17 protein-coding genes are annotated in these 18,561 nt (G+C 65.6%); 5 read left to right on the top strand and 12 right to left on the bottom strand.

Annotated features, from left to right (window positions below; all coding sequences use genetic code 11):
- Window positions 1-114 precede the first annotated feature (114 nt).
- Both crcB (C3E77_RS05670) and crcB (C3E77_RS05665) read left to right on the top strand, forming a co-directional pair.
- Complete coding sequence (gene crcB, locus C3E77_RS05670) at window positions 115-579, top strand: fluoride efflux transporter CrcB (protein ID WP_232529007.1); 465 nt, start codon at window positions 115-117, stop codon at window positions 577-579.
- The gene (gene crcB / locus C3E77_RS05665; protein WP_108390738.1) at window positions 576-953 is read left to right on the top strand and encodes a fluoride efflux transporter CrcB; all 378 of its coding nucleotides are present in this window, start codon (window positions 576-578) and stop codon (window positions 951-953) included. The genes crcB (C3E77_RS05670) and crcB (C3E77_RS05665) overlap by 4 nt, the downstream gene beginning before the upstream one ends.
- Before the next feature lie 213 nt (window positions 954-1,166).
- On the opposite strand, the gene C3E77_RS05660 is transcribed toward crcB (C3E77_RS05665), so the two are convergent.
- The 12 genes from C3E77_RS05660 to C3E77_RS05605 all read right to left on the bottom strand — a co-directional run bounded on the left by C3E77_RS05660 (window position 1,167) and on the right by C3E77_RS05605 (window position 15,094).
- The gene (locus C3E77_RS05660; RefSeq protein ID WP_108390737.1) at window positions 1,167-2,096 is read right to left on the bottom strand and encodes an urea transporter; all 930 of its coding nucleotides are present in this window, start codon (window positions 2,094-2,096) and stop codon (window positions 1,167-1,169) included.
- The gene (nicT, locus tag C3E77_RS05655; RefSeq protein WP_162924919.1) at window positions 2,097-3,194 is read right to left on the bottom strand and encodes a Nickel transporter NicT; all 1,098 of its coding nucleotides are present in this window, start codon (window positions 3,192-3,194) and stop codon (window positions 2,097-2,099) included. It lies immediately after the preceding gene.
- Between the two features lie 22 nt (window positions 3,195-3,216).
- A complete protein-coding gene (locus C3E77_RS05650; RefSeq protein WP_108390735.1) occupies window positions 3,217-4,296 on the bottom strand; it encodes an urease accessory protein UreD in 1,080 nt (359 codons plus the stop codon).
- On the bottom strand, window positions 4,293-4,928 hold the full coding sequence (ureG, locus tag C3E77_RS05645; RefSeq protein ID WP_108390734.1) for an urease accessory protein UreG: 636 nt from the start codon (window positions 4,926-4,928) through the stop codon (window positions 4,293-4,295). The genes C3E77_RS05650 and ureG overlap by 4 nt, the downstream gene beginning before the upstream one ends.
- A 39-nt stretch (window positions 4,929-4,967) precedes the next feature.
- Window positions 4,968-5,663 carry an urease accessory protein UreF gene (locus C3E77_RS05640; protein WP_108390733.1) on the bottom strand — a complete coding sequence of 232 codons (696 nt, stop codon included), beginning with the start codon at window positions 5,661-5,663 and terminating at the stop codon, window positions 4,968-4,970.
- 7 nt (window positions 5,664-5,670) lie between these two features.
- The gene (gene ureC, locus C3E77_RS05635) at window positions 5,671-7,395 is read right to left on the bottom strand and encodes an urease subunit alpha (protein WP_108390732.1); all 1,725 of its coding nucleotides are present in this window, start codon (window positions 7,393-7,395) and stop codon (window positions 5,671-5,673) included.
- Complete coding sequence (locus C3E77_RS05630) at window positions 7,395-7,823, bottom strand: urease subunit beta (protein ID WP_108390731.1); 429 nt, start codon at window positions 7,821-7,823, stop codon at window positions 7,395-7,397. Before C3E77_RS05630 ends, ureC begins: the two co-directional genes overlap by 1 nt.
- A gap of 16 nt (window positions 7,824-7,839) precedes the next feature.
- The gene (locus C3E77_RS05625) at window positions 7,840-8,775 is read right to left on the bottom strand and encodes a sirohydrochlorin chelatase family protein (protein ID WP_108390730.1); all 936 of its coding nucleotides are present in this window, start codon (window positions 8,773-8,775) and stop codon (window positions 7,840-7,842) included.
- A 1-nt stretch (window position 8,776) separates the two neighbouring features.
- Entirely contained in the window at window positions 8,777-9,082 is a 306-nt protein-coding gene (locus C3E77_RS05620; RefSeq protein ID WP_108390729.1) for an urease subunit gamma, read from the bottom strand.
- Between the two features lie 123 nt (window positions 9,083-9,205).
- Window positions 9,206-12,685, bottom strand: a complete 3,480-nt coding sequence (locus C3E77_RS05615) for an FUSC family protein (RefSeq protein ID WP_108390728.1) — start codon at window positions 12,683-12,685, stop codon at window positions 9,206-9,208.
- 46 nt (window positions 12,686-12,731) lie between these two features.
- Complete coding sequence (locus C3E77_RS05610) at window positions 12,732-13,430, bottom strand: response regulator (protein WP_162924918.1); 699 nt, start codon at window positions 13,428-13,430, stop codon at window positions 12,732-12,734.
- The gene (locus C3E77_RS05605) at window positions 13,427-15,094 is read right to left on the bottom strand and encodes an ATP-binding protein (protein WP_108393104.1); all 1,668 of its coding nucleotides are present in this window, start codon (window positions 15,092-15,094) and stop codon (window positions 13,427-13,429) included. Before C3E77_RS05605 ends, C3E77_RS05610 begins: the two co-directional genes overlap by 4 nt.
- Window positions 15,095-15,279: 185 nt before the next feature.
- On the opposite strand from C3E77_RS05605, the gene C3E77_RS05600 reads away from it, so the two are divergent.
- The 3 genes from C3E77_RS05600 to C3E77_RS05590 are packed head-to-tail and all read left to right on the top strand — an operon-like array spanning window position 15,280 to window position 18,552.
- The gene (locus C3E77_RS05600; protein WP_108390726.1) at window positions 15,280-16,284 is read left to right on the top strand and encodes a Bug family tripartite tricarboxylate transporter substrate binding protein; all 1,005 of its coding nucleotides are present in this window, start codon (window positions 15,280-15,282) and stop codon (window positions 16,282-16,284) included.
- A 2-nt stretch (window positions 16,285-16,286) separates the two neighbouring features.
- On the top strand, window positions 16,287-16,877 hold the full coding sequence (locus C3E77_RS05595; protein WP_108390725.1) for a tripartite tricarboxylate transporter TctB family protein: 591 nt from the start codon (window positions 16,287-16,289) through the stop codon (window positions 16,875-16,877).
- Window position 16,878: 1 nt separating this feature from the next.
- A complete protein-coding gene (locus C3E77_RS05590) occupies window positions 16,879-18,552 on the top strand; it encodes a tripartite tricarboxylate transporter permease (protein WP_108390724.1) in 1,674 nt (557 codons plus the stop codon).
- Window positions 18,553-18,561 lie beyond the last annotated feature (9 nt).

Here is an 18,561-nt window from a genome sequence, read left to right as displayed (position 1 = left end):
GCTGCGCCACGGGGCTTTCGCCCCTGTGGGTTGCTCCGACAGGCACTAGCGTCAACCCATGGGCATTCAGTCTGAACTTGCGACGACACATCCGACCGTGACTCGGGGCGAAGCATGATGGCGGTGCGACCCGAGCACCTCAAGTGGGCTCCGATCGGCCTCGTCTTCATCGGCGGTGCATTCGGTGCAGCGACCCGGGAGTGGCTCTCGCTCGTCATCCCCAAGCTCGGCGAAGTACCCATCTCGATCGCCATCATCAACGTGATCGGCGCGTTCCTCCTCGGCTACCTCTATGAGGCGGTGACCCGGCTCGACAGCGCCAAGCCAACCGGCAAGAACCTCAAGCTCCTGCTCGGCACCGGCTACTGCGGCGGCTTCACCACTTACAGCTCCCTCGCGACCGACACGGGCGTCCTCTTCCGTGACGGTTTCCCCGTTGAAGCGATCATCTACTCGCTCGCCACCGTGATCGTCGGAGCCTGCGCCACCTGGCTCGGCATCGTCATCGCCAGCGCCGTGAATCGCGCCCGCGGGCCCGAAACCCCGCAGTCGACTGACAGCAGCAGGAAGGCATCATGACTCCGCTCATCTTCGTGCTCCTCGCCATTGGTGGTGGCGTCGGCGCCGCCATCCGGTTCACCGTCGACGGACTTCTCCGGTCGCACCTGAAGACCAAGTTCCAGTGGGCGACCACCATCATCAACGCCTCCGGCTCGCTGGTGCTCGGCTTCCTCACCGGACTGACGATGGTGCACCTGCTGCCCACCGACCTCAGCATCGTCATCGGTACCGGGCTCCTCGGCGGATACACCACGTTCAGCACCGCCAGCTACGAAACCGTGCAGCTCATCAAAGAGAAGCGTTACGGCCACGCGTTCATCAGCGGCGTCGTCATGCTCGTTCTCTGTGTCGCCCTCGCCGCGCTCGGCCTGTGGATCGGCGCCTCAATCTAAACGACGTTCGCTCCACCGGCATCCGCTGGTTCCACGCCAACGGCATCCGCTGATCACGACTACACGCGCCAACGGCATCCGCTGGTCAATGGCTACACGCGCCACTGGCATCCGCTGCCCACGTGACGCAGGGCACCACACACGTCGCCCAGACACAGAAGAAGGTGCCAGCGCACTCGCAGGCTTGCTGGCACCTTCTCCGCTGTTACCCGCTCAGGGTTTCTTCGCTGAGGGGATGTAGTGGGCGATGACCAGGAAGACCCAGGTCGTCAGGATGTACGGCCAGGTGTAGGTGGGCGCCCCCAGCCGGTGCATCAGCAGCGTCACGAGGGCGGTGATGATCGTGCCGATGACCGCGAGGATCCACGACGTCGCGTTGCTCTTGAGGAAGGTGACCGACAGCGCGATCGCGGTCAGTACACCCGAGTAACCGGCGAGGCCGTTGGCGGTCTCGGTGAGCGTCTCCTGCAGCGCCAGCGCACACAGGCTGCCGACCACACTGCCGAGTACCGCGGCGATTCCGACCTTCCAGTTGGCGACGAACAGGCCGATCAGGATCAGCGCACCCGCCCACACGTTGTCGATCAGAACGACCTGCGACGCGTTCGTCAGAACGGAACGGAAGAATGCCAGCACCTCTGAGTTCGTGGTCAGCTCGGGCGATGAGCTCACGTGCAGCGGCACCGTCGACAGCAGGATGATCGTGGCCACGATGCAGAACGGAGCCGTCGTCGCCGGCAGCCCGTAGATCTTCAACGGCGTCTTCGTGAAGAGCCAGATGAAGAGCAGGGTGATCGGCGCACAGAGCGCACCGCCGATGATCGCGATCGGATACGACGCGAGTTGCCCGCCGAGGATGGTGAAGGTCGCGGCACCGACGAGAGCACCACAGAATCCCTGCAGCCCGGCGACGACGTCATCCGTTTTGACACCGAGCAACTTGCCGGTGACCGTTTGCGCCACACAACCCAGTACGACGAGCAGGGCCATCCGCCAGTCGGCGACGACGAACGCCGCGAGGAAGAGGAGTGCGGTCCAGAGGTTGGCCTGGAAGAAGATCTGCGAGACCCCGTGTGCGAATGCGAGTAGCCAGTTGGTCGCCTTCGAATCCTGCGAGCGGGCTTCGCTGCGTGTTGATGACATTTATCGACCTCCGTCTGACGCTGACACTCCGGGCGCGGATGCCCCGGCGGTTTGGCTTGACCAGCGTTCTTCAACCCGGCCGAACCTCCAGTACGACACCGAGACCAGCCAGGCGAGCAGCAGGGTGCCGACGATGATGTAACCGACGTTCTCCAGTTCGATGCTCGCCACCCAGCCCGTGATCGGGTCGCGGAGGCCGAGCTTCTCGTTGAGCAGACCCACGAGCTGGATCCCGCCAATCACCACAGCGATCATCACCGAGATGCCGGTCACCGTGAGGTTGTAATAAACCTTGCGGATGGGGTTGATGGTCGCCCACGAGTACGCCTTGACCATCACGGTCGAATCGAGCGTGTCGAAGAGACTCATGCCAGCGGCAAAGATCACCGGAAGGCAGAGCACCGCGTACCACGGCAGTCCGGTCGCTGCCCCGGTACCCGCGAGCACGAGGAGGGCGATCTCGCTTGCCGTGTCGAAGCCGAGCCCGAAGAGAAACCCGACGAGGTACATCTTTCCGGGCCGGTCGACCGACTTCATCAGCGGCCCCAGAATCCGCGAGATGAAACCGCGGCCCTGGAGGTGCTTGTCGAGCTCTTCCTGGTTGATTTCGCCGTTGCGGGATGCCTGCCAGACCTTGTAAATGCCCATGAAGGCGACGGCGTTGATGAGGCCGATGATCAGGAGGAACACTCCGGACACCAGCGTGCCGAACACACCGAGCGCATTGCGTACGCCGTTGCCGTCCGCGGTCAGCCCGACCGCCCAGCTGACACCGATGGCCAGCAGCGCCGCCATCAGGAACACGACGGTCGAGTGACCGAGCGAGAAGAACAGGCCGACGCCGACCGCCGGCTTCTTGAGGTCGATGAGTTTGCGCGTCGTGTTGTCGATGGCGGCGATGTGGTCGGCGTCGAAGGCGTGCTTGATCCCGAGAACGTATGCCGTCACGGCAACACCGATCCCGAAAATCGTCGACCCAAGCTCGAGGTGCTGCGGTTGCACAAGGGCGAAGAACACCCCGAAGCCGATGACGTGCATGAGCAGCACCGGAAGAAAGGCCGAGACCACCTGGGTCGCGAAAGAGCGCTGCTTCGTCACGTCCGCCTCCCCCTTCATCGGTTCAACTCTTGCGAATGACGGCGGCAGGCTTGCCCGTCAGCAGTTCATGCACCGCTGCCGAGACCGCCGTGTTGGCCTTGGACACGGCGACGGTGTCGCTGGCGACCAGTCGCATCCAGACCCCGACGTCCGCAGGGAGGGCACTCACTCCGAACAGGAACCCCGGTCCGGCGAACGGCGTCAGGGTCTCGTGCACCACCGCGGCGAGCGCTTCGAGATCCACGGTGCCCTTCGGCACGAAGATGTAAAGCATCGAGAGCACGTCATGACCGGCCAGCAGGCCGAGTCCGCCTACTCCACCATCCGGTGGGGTCAGCCGCACCCGGTCGAGGGCAACAAGCCGTCCGTCCGGTCGCTTCACTTCGAAGTCGGATGCGTAGACGTCGTATTCGTGACGCTCACCCCTCGCGAGGCGACCGGCATACACCGTCTCCCCCGCGATGAGCGTTGCGGACTCATCGAGAACCACGGAGGTCTGCTGGTAGACCCGTGCGTGCTCGTACGGAATGATCGGCTCAGGCAGGTACTCGACGAACGCGCCCTCGTCGACGGTGATGTTCATGATCGACGTGGCGTAGTCGTGACCCATCTTGTAGACCTTGGTGTGGGCCTGCGTCGTGATGTGCGCTGACGCATTCGGCCCGAAGGTCAGGTCGGTCCGCAGCCGGTCGCCCTGAAGGATGCCGCCACCGGTCGAGGTGAGATAGACGTACGGCAGGTCAGGCCGAGCGAGGTTGAAGTACAAGGGCCGCATGATCTGCAGCGGCGACTTCTGGTAATGATGCGTCAGCTGCGTCGTGCCGTTCTTCAGCTCGAACCCGAGCTGCAGCACCCCGACCTTGCCCGGGCTGCCCACCTGGAGCATCGGCAGGGTCCCGGCATACCGCTGTACCTCCGCCGGTACCCGAGCCGGTTCGTAAAAATCGGGCTGCAGCCGGTAGCCACCGTGACGCGGTGCCGGGGCACCCGCGTCGGCGGCGACAGGAGTCACGGGCGTCGGCTCGCTCTCCCCCGTGTCCCCCGTGGTTCGCGCATCGTCGTCGCGAACCACGGGAACAGCGGAGACGTCGAGGGTGGTCATCCGACCAACTCAGACCGGGCGTCGTTCCAGACCTTCATGATCTGCGAGTACAGCTCCTCGATTCCCTCACCGGTGAGCGAGTTCGTGAGCACGACGGGCTTGCCGTCCCGCACCTTGTGCGCGTCGCTCTCCATCACACTGAGGTCGCAGCGCACGTATTGGGCGATGTCGATCTTGTTGATGACGAGGATGTCGGACTCGGTGATCCCAGGGCCCCGCTTGCGCGGCATCTTCTCGCCCTCCGCCGTGTCGAGCACGAAGACGAAAACGTCGGCGAGCGACGGTGAGAAGGTCAGCGTGAGGTTATCGCCACCGGACTCGTAGATCAGCGTGTCGATGTCGGGGAACCGCTCGAGCATCTCGGCCCCAGCGGCCAGGTTCATCGTGGGGTCGTCGCGCACCGCGGTGTGCGGGCAGGCACCGGTCTCAACGCCGACGACACGGTCGGGGTCGAGGATGCCCTTGAGTTCACGTCGCACATGGTGCGCGTCTTCCTGCGTGTAGATGTCGTTCGTGATGACCCCTGGCGTCCGGCCCGCGGCGATCAGCAGCGGAACCAGCGCTTCGGCGAGCGCCGTCTTGCCTGATCCCACCGGTCCGCCGATGCCGATTCTCAGTGTGTTTTCGCTCATGGTGTTCTCTTTCCCGTTCGGTCGTTCGGAACTGCTCGCTCAGCTGGCGAACAATCGCGCTTCTGCTCGTTCGTGTTGCGCCGACATGATGTCGGCGACGGGGGCGCACCCGCCGAGGTCATCCAGATCACGTTCGGCCGCATCGATGGCGACCTGCTCGATCACCGGCGCGATTTCGTGCAGCACCACCTGGGCGTCCTTGTGGTCGGTCAGCCGAAGCCTGAGCCCGGCCCCGACGAAGCTCACCGCGAAGGCGAACAGGTCGGATGCCACAGCCTTCTCGGTCTCGAGGCCGCTCGTCGCGTAGACCACAGCTGTCGCAACCGGCTGGCATCCCGGTGTCTCGCGCGCTCTCACCCGCCGCGCATACTCCTCGATACCGGCACCGCCGACGACCTCGCGGGCCATGTCGATCATCTGGTGTCCGCTGCGCACCGACGCCTTCCGCATCTCGGCATTGAGCTTCGATGCGAACAGCCGCTGGTCGGCATCCTGCACCGCATCCCAGTCCTCCCCCTGTGCCGCCCGGTGGGCCGCGGCGAGCGCTGTCGCGTCGCCGGGACCCACCGAGTGCACCAGAAGATCGGCCAGCAGCCCCAACACGTCTCCGCGCTGAACGAGCTTCGCCTGGCTGTACCCCTCGAGACTGTGCGACATCGTGTAGAAGCCGCTCGGAAACGCCGAGTCCGAGAATTGCAGACTCGTCAGCAGCTGCCGCAGCTCCGTTTCGGCCATGGTTGCCCTACGCCAGGAAGAACAGCTGGGTGCCCGGCAGCGACTGGGCCGGCTCGATCGTTGCTTCGACTCCGTCGTAGGTCACGACATACGTCTCTGGATCAACGTCAATCACCGGAGTCTCGCTGTTGCGCACCATGTTCGCTTTACCGATCGACCTGGTCCGCTTGACCGGGAGGATCTGGCTCTTGAGCCCGAGCTTCTCCGGCACACCCAGGTCGATGGCGGCCTGCGACATGAACGTGATCCGAGTGGCCTGCTGCGCCGGACCCATCGCGCCGAACATCGGCCGGTAGTACACCGGCTGAGGCGTCGGCAGTGAGGCGTTGGGGTCTCCCATGACCCCCCAGTTGATGAGGCCACCCTTCACGATGAGCCTCGGTTTGACCGCGAACGAGTCGACCGGCCACAGCACGATGTCGGCGACCTTCCCCGTTTCGAGCGAACCGATGTGTTCGGAGAGCCCCTGCGCGATGGCCGGGTTGATCGTGATCTTCGCGAGGTAACGCAGCACCCGGAAGTTGTCGTTGTCGGGCGAGTCCTGCGGCAGCTTGCCACGCTGGTCCTTGCAGTGGTGGGCGATCTGGAAGGTCCGAAGGAACGACTCCCCCACCCGGCCCATCGCCTGCGAGTCAGACGACACAATCGAGAGCACACCTTCATCGTGCAGCACGGTCTCAGCGGCGATCGTCTCAGCCCGCACGCGGGAGTCGGCGAACGACACATCCTCGGGGATGTCGTGCGACAGGTGGTGACAGACCATCACCATGTCGAGCAGCTCATCGACCGAGTTCACGGTGTACGGCAGCGTCGGGTTTGTCGACGACGGAATGACGTTCTGATGTCCCGCGGCCTTCAGGATGTCTGGCGCGTGCCCACCTCCGGCACCCTCCGTGTGGTAGGTGTGAATCGTCCTGCCGTTGATGGCATCCAGGGTGTTCTCGACAAAGCCAGACTCGTTGAGGCTGTCGGTGTGCACGGTGATCTGGACGTCATACTGGTCGGCGACATCGAGCGCGTTGCTCAGCGCAGCCGGGGTGGTTCCGTAGTCCTCGTGCACCTTGAGCCCAGCGGCGCCGGCCTCGACCTGGTCGATCAGGGCCTGTGGGCGTGAGCCATTGCCTTTGCCCGAGAAGCCGAGGTTGACCGGTACCTCTTCCGCTGCCTGGAGCATCCGGTGGATGTTCCACACCCCGGGCGTCGTTGTGACGCCGTTGGTGCCATCCGTCGGACCGGTTCCACCGCCGAACAGCGTCGTGATGCCGTTCGAGAGCGCGGCGAGCGCCTGCTGGGGCGAAATGAAGTGCACGTGGGTGTCGATTCCACCGGCCGTTGCGATGAAGTGTTCGCCGGCGAGCAACTCGGTGCCCGGGCCGACGACGAGGCGAGGGTCGACTCCGCTCTGGAGGTGCGGGTTGCCTGCCTTGCCGATTCCGACAATCCTGCCGTCGCGCACGCCGATGTCGCCCTTGATGACACCGAGGATCGGGTCGAGGATGATCGCGTTCGTGATCACCAGGTCGAGAACGCCCTGCGCGTCGGTGGCCTGCGGGTCAGCGGCCATTCCGTCGCGGGCGGTCTTTCCGCCTCCGTACACGACCTCGTCACCGTAGTGACCCTCTGCGTAGTCCTTTTCGATCTGGATCACGAGGTTCGTGTCGCCGAGCTGTACCCGGTCTCCGACCGTCGGGCCGAAGAGGTCCGTGTATTGTTTGCGCGGGATGATGGCCATTAGTTCTTCCCCTGTTCTGCTGAACCGTCTGATGACGAATTCGATTGCCCGTTTGGCGTGCCGTTCTGATAACCCAGTTCCTTCATCCGTGCGATCGCGCGGATCCTGGTGTCCTCGGAGTCGAGACCGCCGTTGACGAGGTTGTTGAACCCGACGATGTGGCGAGTTCCCGCATACGCCGTGAGCGTCACTTGCTTCGTGTCTCCCGGCTCGAACCGGACGCCGGTGCCCGCCGGGATATCCAGGTGCATTCCGTAGGCCCGTTCGCGCTCGAAGAGCATGGCCTTGTTGATCTCGAAGAAGTGGAAGTGCGACCCGACCTGAACGGCCCGGTCCCCCGTGTTGCTGACCGTGAGGGTGACACTGTCGCGGCCGGCGTTGATCTCTATCTCGTCGGACCCGTGCTGATATTTCGGACTGCCTAGCATTGTCTGTTCCTTCCAATCACTGCGTGTGAATGAGCGAGTTGTCGTGGTGGTGAATGTGGACGGCAGCCTCGGGTTCGCGCGTGAGCGCATCCGGGTGGTCTCGGTTGGATGAGTGCTCGCCGTGGGAGTGTGTATGGGGGTGCCCGTGGTCATGCCCGTGCTCGTGCTCCTCGAACGCGTGCGAGTGGGCGTAGCCGTGGCCGTGGTCAGCCATGAGGCCGGCGTCGATGCCATCGTTGCCGTGACCCAGGCTGTGCAGCGCGTCAGCGACGCGCTGGTGTACCACCAGGGTGACGGCCCGCTCCGACATGATCGGCCCGTAGAACCGCACCCCGGCATCCGCGTCGTTGTCCCAGCTCCCGGCTGGTGATCGCTGGAACCCGGCAGGCACAACGACGATCTCGTTAAAGCCGAGCCGCTTGAGCTTGTCGACCGCCGCGGGTCCTCCCCGGCCGTCGTCGATGGCAACCTCGACCTCGTTGCCCGCACCGTGCGTTCGCACCAGGTGCGCGATCCGAAAGACCTCGGCGTCATCGAACGGGTTGGCGCTCGCCGCACTGATCAGCACGGCAGCTTCCGGGTTGCTCTGCCGCACCTGCGTCGCCGCGGTGCGCAACCACGCCGTCAGGTGATCGAGCGTTCCGAAGTCCGGAGCGAGGGCCACCCGAGGCACCGCTGCTGCCGGCGCTTCGATTCCCGCTGACAACCACTTGAGCGTCTTGGCCACGTCGGCCACAAAACTCGGGTCACGGCCGAAGGTCATCGGCACAACCACGACCGGCTCCCCGCTCGATGCGAGCAGCCGCTTCACTGTGTTGTGCAGCGGACGCCCCGCCGGAGAAACCGTCGTTCGATCCAGATCGTCCTGGAGATAACGGATGTCTGCGCCATGGTGGCTCTCGTGGCCACCGACCAGCACCACCGAGGCGCGGAAGTCAGCGGTCGCGGTCATCTCAGACGCTCACGGGGTCGTGGCAGGAGACCAGTTTGCTTCCATCGGGGAACGTCGCCTCGACCTGCAGCAAAGACAGGCGCGAACGCACACCGTCCATGCAGTCGGACTCCGAGACGACGGTCTTGCCGAGTTCCATACACTCGGCGACGGATTTGCCGTCGCGAGCTCCCTCGAGAATCGCTTCCGAGACCAGAGCCTGCGCCTCGCTGAGGTTGAGTTTGGTACCTCGATCGCGCCGCTTTCTGGCCAGGTCCGCGACCTGGTAGATGTACAGCTTGTCAATTTCGCGTGGAGTGAGATTCATGTCGTCCCCGATTTCTCGATCTGTCCTGCCGGGTGGACAGCTCCATCCGGCTACCACTGACGTGAACGCTACGGCGCTGGGAACAACCCCAGCAGGGCCGAAAGGCCCACGGGGATTTGGGCCCTACGCGCCTTGCCGCTGTGGCGGGAGATTCGCGGCCTCCGGGGCGAGGTCGACCGCCATGATCGCGACGGTCTGGTTTGCCCGGGCGAGAGCACGGAGAGCCGCCTCTGCAGCGCGTGGCTCATCCGAATCACCGAGGTCATCGACGCCGATGTCACCGTGTACCGGGCCTGACGCTCGCCCTTCGTATGCCGCAATGAGCGCATCGAAGTTCTGCTCGGTCGCCGTTTCGAGCTGCTCCCACTGTTCTTCGGTCAGGTGCGCGCGAACACGGTGTCCCTGTTCGGCTGATCCGATGAAGTGCCTCGTGTAGTACAGCAACTCCCAGAACCCGGTGAGCCTGTTCTCGATCCCACCCGGCTCGAACGCGCCGGAGCCGTGGCGCAGCGGACCCGCCGTTGCCTGAAGGTCACGCAACTGACTGGTCATGACGCTCTCCTGCCTGGACAGCGCTGTAATGTCGTCGGTCGACGGCTGCCGGTTCCGCTTCCACAGTTCCAGCGTCGTCATCGTGATCGACTCCACGGTCCTGGTCAGCTGGACCGCCTGCCTGGCGAACTTGTCGCTCGTGCGCGTTGGCAGGATCAGTGCAGCGACAATCAGGGCGATACCGGCTCCGATGATCGTCTCCACGATCCGCACACCGATCGTCTCGGAGTTCAGCCGGCCCAGGAATTCGTACAGCTGGGCAAACATCATCGTCATAAAGAACGAGGTGAGCGGTGACGATGCCCCACGGAAGTAGGTCATCGCGAACACGCTGACGGCGAGCACCGGCACGAGAACGGCGGGGTTCGGCCCTGCCGCAATGGCGATGCCGAAACCGACGATGGCGCCGAGCACCGTACCGACGATCCGCTGCGAGCCCTTCACGAAGGTCTCGCCGTCAGTTCCGCCGATGGCCTGGTACGCGGGCATGGCCGCCCAGTATTGGTGTGTTGTCGACACATACGAGCCGAGGAACAGCGCTACCGCCGTCGAGACCCCCGCCTGGATGGCCCTGCGCCAGATCGGCGCGGTATCACCGGAGACCGGAGGCTGCCCGGCTGCGGCAGTTGTTGCGATTGCCGTCTCACCGGTGGACGCCGGTTCGACGGCGGTCTCCGTGGTCGGGACCGATTGCGTGGACGGGTCGGTCCACGCGGGAGTCGAGGCGAGGTCAACCGCACGCGCAGAGTGAAGCACGTCCACGGCGTGCTGCAACTCGTACGCCGCACCGAGAACCCGTCGCGCCGCACGCGGCCAGTGCACGGCGGACTGGAGCGACGGGAGAGAGTCGGCCGGGTCCGGTGCTGGCGCAGCATCGGACGGCAGACCGCGATCGGACGTTTGGTCGGCATCCGCTGCTGGTGACACCCACGCCGGAACATCCGGGTATTCGGCAATGCGCTTCTGCACCGACTGCACCGCGCCGGCAAGGCGCGCACGAACGTCGAATGGGATGCCGGCTCCCGTGGCCTGTCGAGCCTCGGACGACAGATTGACCAGCGCAAGTTCGGCCTCGTGCACCCGTATTTGCAGCGCACTCGCCTGAGCGGCGGTCAGCCCGATATCCGGGTCCTCCCCCGTCAGCTGACCGGCGAGGAAGGATGCCATCTGGTGCGTCTGCCGGAGTTCGTTCCGGGTTCGGCGCATCAGATCGGGGTCCCATCTCGCGGCGGAAACCGCATCGATGACCGGGTCGAGGGCGCGCGCCAGCCGGTTCTCCAAAGCGACGACTCCGCCTTTCACAACCCGGGCGTGAGCTCCCTTGTTGGGGATCATCTGGAGTACAACCGAACTCAGGACGCCGACAATCGCCGTGCCGCCGAACAGCAGGAACTCGTCCCCCTGGAGATCGAGGATCAGCGTGAAGTAGTACGTCATGAACGCGAGCTGGCCGAAGCCACGGAATTTGGGGCCGAACCGTGTGACGGCGACGCCGACGAAGGCCAAAACGGCAAGGGCGGCGGTTTGCGGGAGAGGGTCGTGCGGAACCACGGCGTGGATCCCGAGCGAGATCAACACGGGGATCACGGCAATGAGGGCGGCGAGACGCCGGATCCCGTGGCCACCGCCGGCGGCCGAACCGGTGAACATCGCGATCATCCCCCCGAAGATCGCGGCCGGGAACGGGGAGGCACCGATCAGGGGCAGGCCGACCACGAGAACCGTCACGGCGAGCGCCGCGGAGAGAAGAGCCCTGATGGCACCGATAAGACGGGAGTAACCGGGGTCGATCAGGGTGACACGTCGGGACAGGAATCCCTTGAGGCCGCCACCGCCCTTGTTGCGGTCGATCTCGTCAGGCGCTGGCGCGAGGACCGCTTCGGGCGCTTCGTCTTCCGGGTTCGCGTAGATCGGCTGGTAGTCGAGGTCCCGGCTCACCGCTGTGCTGAATTGCTGGGCCCGGTAGGCGAATGGCAGCCACTCGACATACCGGGTGTAGGCCTCGTCGATGTCTTCCAGCGGTTCGATACCCGCGAGCCTGGCCATGTCGCGGTTAACGAGCACGAACCGGTGAACCCAGGGATCGCCGTCGTCCCTGCGCTGTACCCGCCGACGCGCCCTCGGCCGGTCCTTCGCGAGTTCGGCCCGGACCTGCCGGGAGAACTCACCGGCCGTCACCGTCTCAGGCACATCGGTGCTCGTCCACTGGAGCAACGGATGCATGTACGTCGCGAAGTCATCGAACTGGTCCGTCAGCGGAATGAGGGTCGGCTCCGAGGTGACCGGGTTCGATGCGGGGAGTCCCCAGCGCAACCCGCCGATAATCCCGGCGAGCATCTGGATCGAGTACGGCAACGAGAAGGTGTCGCGACCACTCTGGAAGTAGTACGCGGCGTGGTGCAGCCGCACTCCGTCCGTATATGAGCTGAAACTGTCCGACACGCTCTGCAGGTGGGAATCCAAACCGGTTTCGGTGCCGCCGGGAAAGTACGGCGCCAGGCTCGAGATCGGGTCGCTGACCCCATCTCCCGCGCTGTAGAACTGCGACGACAGGGAGCGCAGATTGGAGATCGCGTCGTACACCCCCAGCAGGAAGGTCAGGATGAGCGAGACCAGGACAACCCCGGTGAGGGTCTCGATGACCGAGAGAATCCGCAGAAAGTCGGTGTTCGGGGTGAGCTGTGACGTCCCGACCGTCGACAGCTGCGCCGTGCTGAAGTACATGGCACCGAACAGGTCGCCGTGAACGCCGTCGTAGGTGAAGTTTTTGCCCCGCATCGAGCCCAGGTAGATCAGCCCGTAACCGATGATGGTTCCGCCGATCCAGGTGATCACGGTGCCCATCACCTGCAGCCCGATGACCTGCCGCAGGACCACAGGCCGCCAGCGCCGTGACATCCGCCGGGTGAAGCGCCTCGTCAGCGCCCACTGCCAGCGGGCAACCCGCCCGGCGACGAAGCCCGCTTCGTCGTAGTTGAGCGCGCTCAGAAACACGTCGACGAGCGTGACCGCCAGAACGACGAATCCGAGTCCTATCCACAGGGCATCCACGCGGTCAGCATAGGACTCAGCCAATCGAGCACAAGATGCGAAGGACTCAGCCGGACGCTGCCCTCGAGAAGCGCGTCGACGGGCGCCCCGCTGTGGCGTAGTCGAGCGTCTTCTCGGCCCGGTTCACGGCGACGAGGTACTCGAGGTACCGGCGCGCGCTCACGCGTGAGATGCCGGACAGCTCAGCGATCTGCACCGCCGAACTGTTCGGCGCCGAACCCAGCGCGGCCTCAACCGTGTCGAGCGTCTCGCTGCTCAGCCCCTTGGGCAGCACGGTACGCGAACGGATGCCCGTGGTCATGAGAGCGTCGATCTCGCGTTGGGCGAGTTCCGCCCGCACCCCGGACTCGACGAGCGCCAGCCGGTCACGGGCCACATCGTCGAGTCGCTCGTTGAGGCCGCGTGCGGTGAACGGCTTCACGAGATAGTGCTGGATGCCGGCGCTCCGCGCGTGCCGCACGCTCTCAACATCGCGCGCGGCGGTGACCGCGATCACCTCGGGCTGCACACCGCCCAGTGCCCGCACCCCGCGAAGCACCTCGAGCCCGGTGAGCCCGGGCAGGTCGAAATCGAGCAGCACCAGATCGGGACGGTGTTCGGCGATGAGCCGGAGTGCGTCCGGCCCGTTGTGCGCTGTCGCAGCCACCGCGAACGCGGGATGCGCGCCGACGAATCTGCCGTGCAACGACGCCACCTCGATGTCGTCGTCCACGATGATGGTCCGGAGAACAGCGGCGACGGTCACGACGCACCGGCACTGATGGCACCGGCGGCACCGGCACCGGCGGCGGATTCTCGCGATGGCCGGCCTCGCTCGGGCAGGTCACCCACCGGCAGCTCGACGGTGAACAGCGCGCCACCACGCTCGGAGCGCCCGACCGTGACGGTGCCTCGCGCCCGGAGCACCGTGCGCCGCACCAGGGCAAGGCCGATCCCCCGGCGCCGCAACGTCGGGCTTGCGTCGGCCGCGATCGCCTTCGAACTGACGCCCTCCTCGAACACCCGCTCATACTGATCCGGCGGGATGCCATCTCCGTCGTCCTGGACCGTCACCCGGATCCGGGCGCCGTCGATCCCGAAGCCCAGCTCGATGTGGTTGCCCGCCGAGCACGCCTCGAGTGCGTTGTCGATCAGGTTGCCCACCACCGTCACGAGATCACCTCGCAACGTCGACGCGGCATCCGACCTCAACCACGCCGGCAGAGGATCTGTCGGCAGGATCGAGACCGACATCCCCAGTTCGCGCGCGTGGCTGGCCTTAACGAGCAGCAGGGCGGCAAGCTCGGGGATCTCGAGAATCACCTCTTCGCCGGGAACCCGCAACGCTCCCCCGGTCCCGGTGCGTTCGACAAATGCGCGAGCGTCGTCGATGAGGCCAAGCTCAAGCAGCCCCGAAATCACGTGCAGTTTGTTCGCGAACTCGTGGGCCTGTGCCCGCAACCCGTTGGTGAGCGACTGCGCGCCGTCCATTTCGCCCAGCAGCTGGTGCAGCTCGGTGTGGTCGCGCACCAGCAGGGTCGCACCGACGGCACGACCGTGCAGCTCGGTGCCCGTGCTTCGCGCCACGAGGATCCGCTCACCGGCGAGCACCAGCTGACCGCCGGGCTCTCCGCGCTGCAGCACGCCGACGAGGGATGGATCGAGTACCTCGGCGGCCACCCGCCCGGTCAGGGAATCCTCCTCCAGCCCGAGAAGCTCGAGCGCCGCGTCGTTGACGAGCACGATCACGCCGGCCTCGTCGACGCTGATCATTCCCTCACTCATGCCGTGCAGCATGGTCTCCCGCGACCCAACGAGCGACGCGATCTCCTTCGGCTCGAGACGGTATATCCGGCGGCGGATGATGGCGGTCACCCCGGCGGCACCGAAGATCCCGACCACGGCGGATGCCGCGAGCGGAAACACGAGCGCGCCGAGCCCGCCGACGAAGTCCTCGCGAAGCGCCGACTCCAGAATCCCGACCGATACCGTGCCGATGACCTCGCCGTCAGCACTGTGAACGGGCACCTTGGCCCGCCAGGATTCGCCGAGGGTGCCGGTCTCGGTACCGACGAACATCTTGCCTGACAGCGGCACAGACGGGTCGGTCGAGACGGGTTCGCCGATGCGATCGGTGTCTGGGTGCGAATAACGGATGCCGTCGGCATCCGTCACGACGACATAGGTGACGTTCGATGCCTCCCGGATGACCTCGGCGATCGGCTGGATCACCGCGGCCGGGTCCTGGTCGTCGTACGCATCACGGATGGCGGGGAGCGTGGCCACCGATTGTGCGACGCCGATCATGCGGTCGAGGTAGGCGTCGCGCACCTGGCGTTCGAACAGGCCGGCGGCCACAACGCCGGTCACCAGCACCACGGAACACACGATCAGGGCCTGGAGAAGGAGCAACTGCAGGCGAAGCGACATTGCTTTCACTCCCCCATTGTCGCGCGATCCGCCGTCGGCGGCGAGCGGATGCCGGGTCGAACCGGTGAAGAGCCGCGGCCAATACTTACGAAAGCCGCGCCGGGGCATCCGACCGAACTATCGTGCTGATCAGCATGGGGCGCACCGACGCGACCCCACTCGCAATCACTCAATGAGGAGACATCATGCGACGACACAGCCTGGTCATCGTTGCTGCAGCAACAGCTCTCACGCTCGCGGCCTGCAGCTCACCGGCCGCCGATCCCGCCACAGACTCGGAAGCGAGCACCGAGGTCACCGACCTCTCGATCATCGTCCCCGCAGAGCCGGGTGGCGGCTGGGACCAGACCGGACGCGCGATGTCCGAGACCCTCACGGCCGAGGGCATCGTCGACAGCGCACCGGTCACCAACATCGGTGGAGCCGGCGGCACCGTCGGCCTTGCCTCACTGGCCAACGAGAAAGACCCGCACACGCTCATGGTCACCGGGCTCGTGATGGTCGGCGCGGTTGAGACCAACGCGGCCCAGAACCGGATGGAAGACACAACGCCCATCGCACGCCTCACTGAGGAAGCACTCGTCGTCGTTGTGCCGGCCGACTCGAAGTACAAGAACCTCGAGGATCTCGTCGAAGACATCGTCGAAAACGGCCAGGACGTGTCGGTGACCGGCGGCTCTGCCGGTGGAGCCGACCACATCCTCGCCGGCCTGCTGCTCGAAGAGGCGGGGCTCTCCGGCACCGAGATCGCCGAGAGCCTCAACTACATCCCGAACTCCGGCGGCGGCGAGGCGGTGAACCTCATCCTGGGCAACAACGCAGCGGCGGGCATCTCGGGCATCGGCGAGTTCGTCGAGCACATCGAATCGGGCACGATGAGGGCACTCGCGGTGTCGAGTGCCGAACCGGCCGAGAACCTGCCTGACGTGCCGACCATCACCGATGAGGGCTACGACGTCACGCTCACCAACTGGCGCGGTGTCCTGGCGCCGACGGATATCTCCGACGCTGACCGGGACGCACTCATCGCAACGGTCACCGAACTGCACGACAGCGGCGCGTGGACCGAGCAGCTCGAGACCCGCGGCTGGGCGGATGCGTTCCTCACCGGTGACGAGTTCGAGACGTACCTCGACGAGAACATCACCGAGGTCACCACGACGCTCACGAACATCGGCCTGGTCGGCTGACCATGTCGAGCCCATCGACGGGTGTGCCCGGCAACGGCCAGGCACACCCGGCGACCGGGAACGACCCGGTTGCCGCTCCCGCGGCGCGGTCGAAGCTCGGCGAGTACATCTTCGCCGCTCTCGCCCTCGCGCTCGGTATCTTCGTTTTCGCCGGTGCCTTCGCCATTCGGGTGCCGGGGGCCGGCACCCAGGTCGGTCCCCGGGTCTTCCCGTTCCTCGTCGGCACCATCCTCATCGTCTCGGCCGCAATGGTGGTCGTCGACGTCTTCCGCGGCAAGCTCGCCGACCTCGAAGAAGGTGAGGACATCGACAGCACCGCGAAGACGGACTGGATCACCCTGGCAAAGATCACGGCGTTCGTGGTCGCGCACATCGCACTCATCGAGGTGATCGGCTGGCCGTTCGCCGCCGCCGTCCTCTTCGGTGGCGTCGCCTGGTCGCTCGGCGCGAAACGCTGGTGGATGGCGCTGGTCATCGGACTGGTGCTCGGCCTCATCATCTTCATCCTCTTCGGCGGCCTCCTCGGCCTCTCCCTGCCATCCGGGCCACTGCTGACCTGGCTGAACCCGCTCCTCGCGACCCTGAGAGGCTGACATGGACAACATCCTGAGCCTGATGGAGGGTTTCGCAACGGCCCTCCAGCCGCAATACCTCATCTTCGGCTTCATCGGCGTGCTCGTCGGCACCGCGGTCGGCGTGCTCCCCGGCATCGGCCCCGCCATGACCGTCGCCCTGCTGTTGCCGCTGACCTATTCGCTCGATCCGACCGCAGCGCTGATCACCTTCGCCGGTATCTACTACGGCGGCATGTACGGCGGCTCGACGACGAGCATCCTGCTGAACACGCCCGGCGAATCCGCCTCGATCGTCACGGCGCTCGAGGGCAACAAGATGGCGAAGCTCGGCCGAGGGGCCGCTGCACTAGCAACGGCGGCCATCGGCTCGTTCGTGGCGGGCACGATCGCGACAGTCGGCCTGACGCTGTTCGCCCCGATCATCGCGTCGTGGGCGGTGACCCTGGCCCCCGCCGATTACGTCGCCCTCATGGTTGTAGCCTTCATCACCGTCGGTGCGCTTCTCGGCTCGTCGGTCTGGCGCGGCCTTACCTCCCTCGGCATCGGCCTGTTCCTCGGGCTCGTCGGCACCGAGATTCTCTCCGGCCAGCAGCGCTACACGTTCGGGCTGCTGCCGCTCGCCGATGGAATCGACGTCGTGCTCGTCGCGGTCGGGCTCTTCGCCGTCGGCGAGACGCTCTACGTCGCGAGCAGGATGCGACACGGCGCGATCGCCCTCATCCCCGTGACCCGTGGCTGGCGCAGCTGGATGTCGAAGGACGACTGGCGCAGGTCCTGGAAACCGTGGCTGCGCGGAACGGCGATCGGTTTCCCGATCGGGACCATTCCTGCCGGTGGAGCGGATGTCGCAACCTTCCTGTCCTACGCGAGCGAGAAGAAACTCTCGAAGCACAAGGAGCAGTTCGGCCGTGGGGCGATCGAGGGCGTCGCCGGGCCGGAGGCGGCGAACAACGCTGCGGCCGCCGGTGTGCTCGTTCCGCTGCTCACCCTCGGACTGCCGACGACGGCGACCGCAGCGATCATCCTCTCGGCATTCCAGTCATACGGCATCCAGCCGGGCCCGCAGTTGTTCACCAACCAGCCCGCGCTGGTCTGGGCGCTGATCGCGAGTCTCTACATCGGAAACGTCCTGCTGCTCGTGCTCAACCTGCCGCTCGTCGGTATCTGGGTGAAGCTCCTGCAGATCCCGCGACCGTACCTCTACGCCGGGATCCTGACCTTCGCGGCCCTGGGCGCGTACGCGGTGAACTTCTCGATCGTCGACATCGTGATCCTGCTGATCATCGGTATCGTCGGCTACTTCCTCCGCAGGTACGGCTACCCGATCGCTCCCCTCGTCATCGGGCTCATCCTCGGACCGATGGCGGAAGCACAGCTTCGGCGAGCGCTTCAACTCAGTCAGGGCGATCTCGGTGCCCTGTTCACGCGCCCGTTCGCGGCGATCTGTTACATCGCCCTGATCCTCATCATCGCTCTCGGGCTCTGGCTGCGCCAGCGGCAAAGCCGGCTCGAGCGCACCCTGGCCGCGGCTGCAGCTGCCGACACCTCGGTCAAGGCTGCGGTGAACCAGATGTGGGATGCCGGCGATCGCCCCACGGATGTGAGAACGTCCGACATCCGTGTGGTGCCGTGGAAGGACGACGAGCCCAAGCGGCCGCGCAAGGACTCAGACGGGACGGACAACAAGCCGTAGGCGCACCGG

The organism is Mycetocola zhujimingii (genome assembly GCF_003065425.1).
Classification (GTDB): domain Bacteria; phylum Actinomycetota; class Actinomycetes; order Actinomycetales; family Microbacteriaceae; genus Mycetocola_A; species Mycetocola_A zhujimingii.
This window is presented reverse-complemented; position numbering and strand designations above follow the sequence as displayed.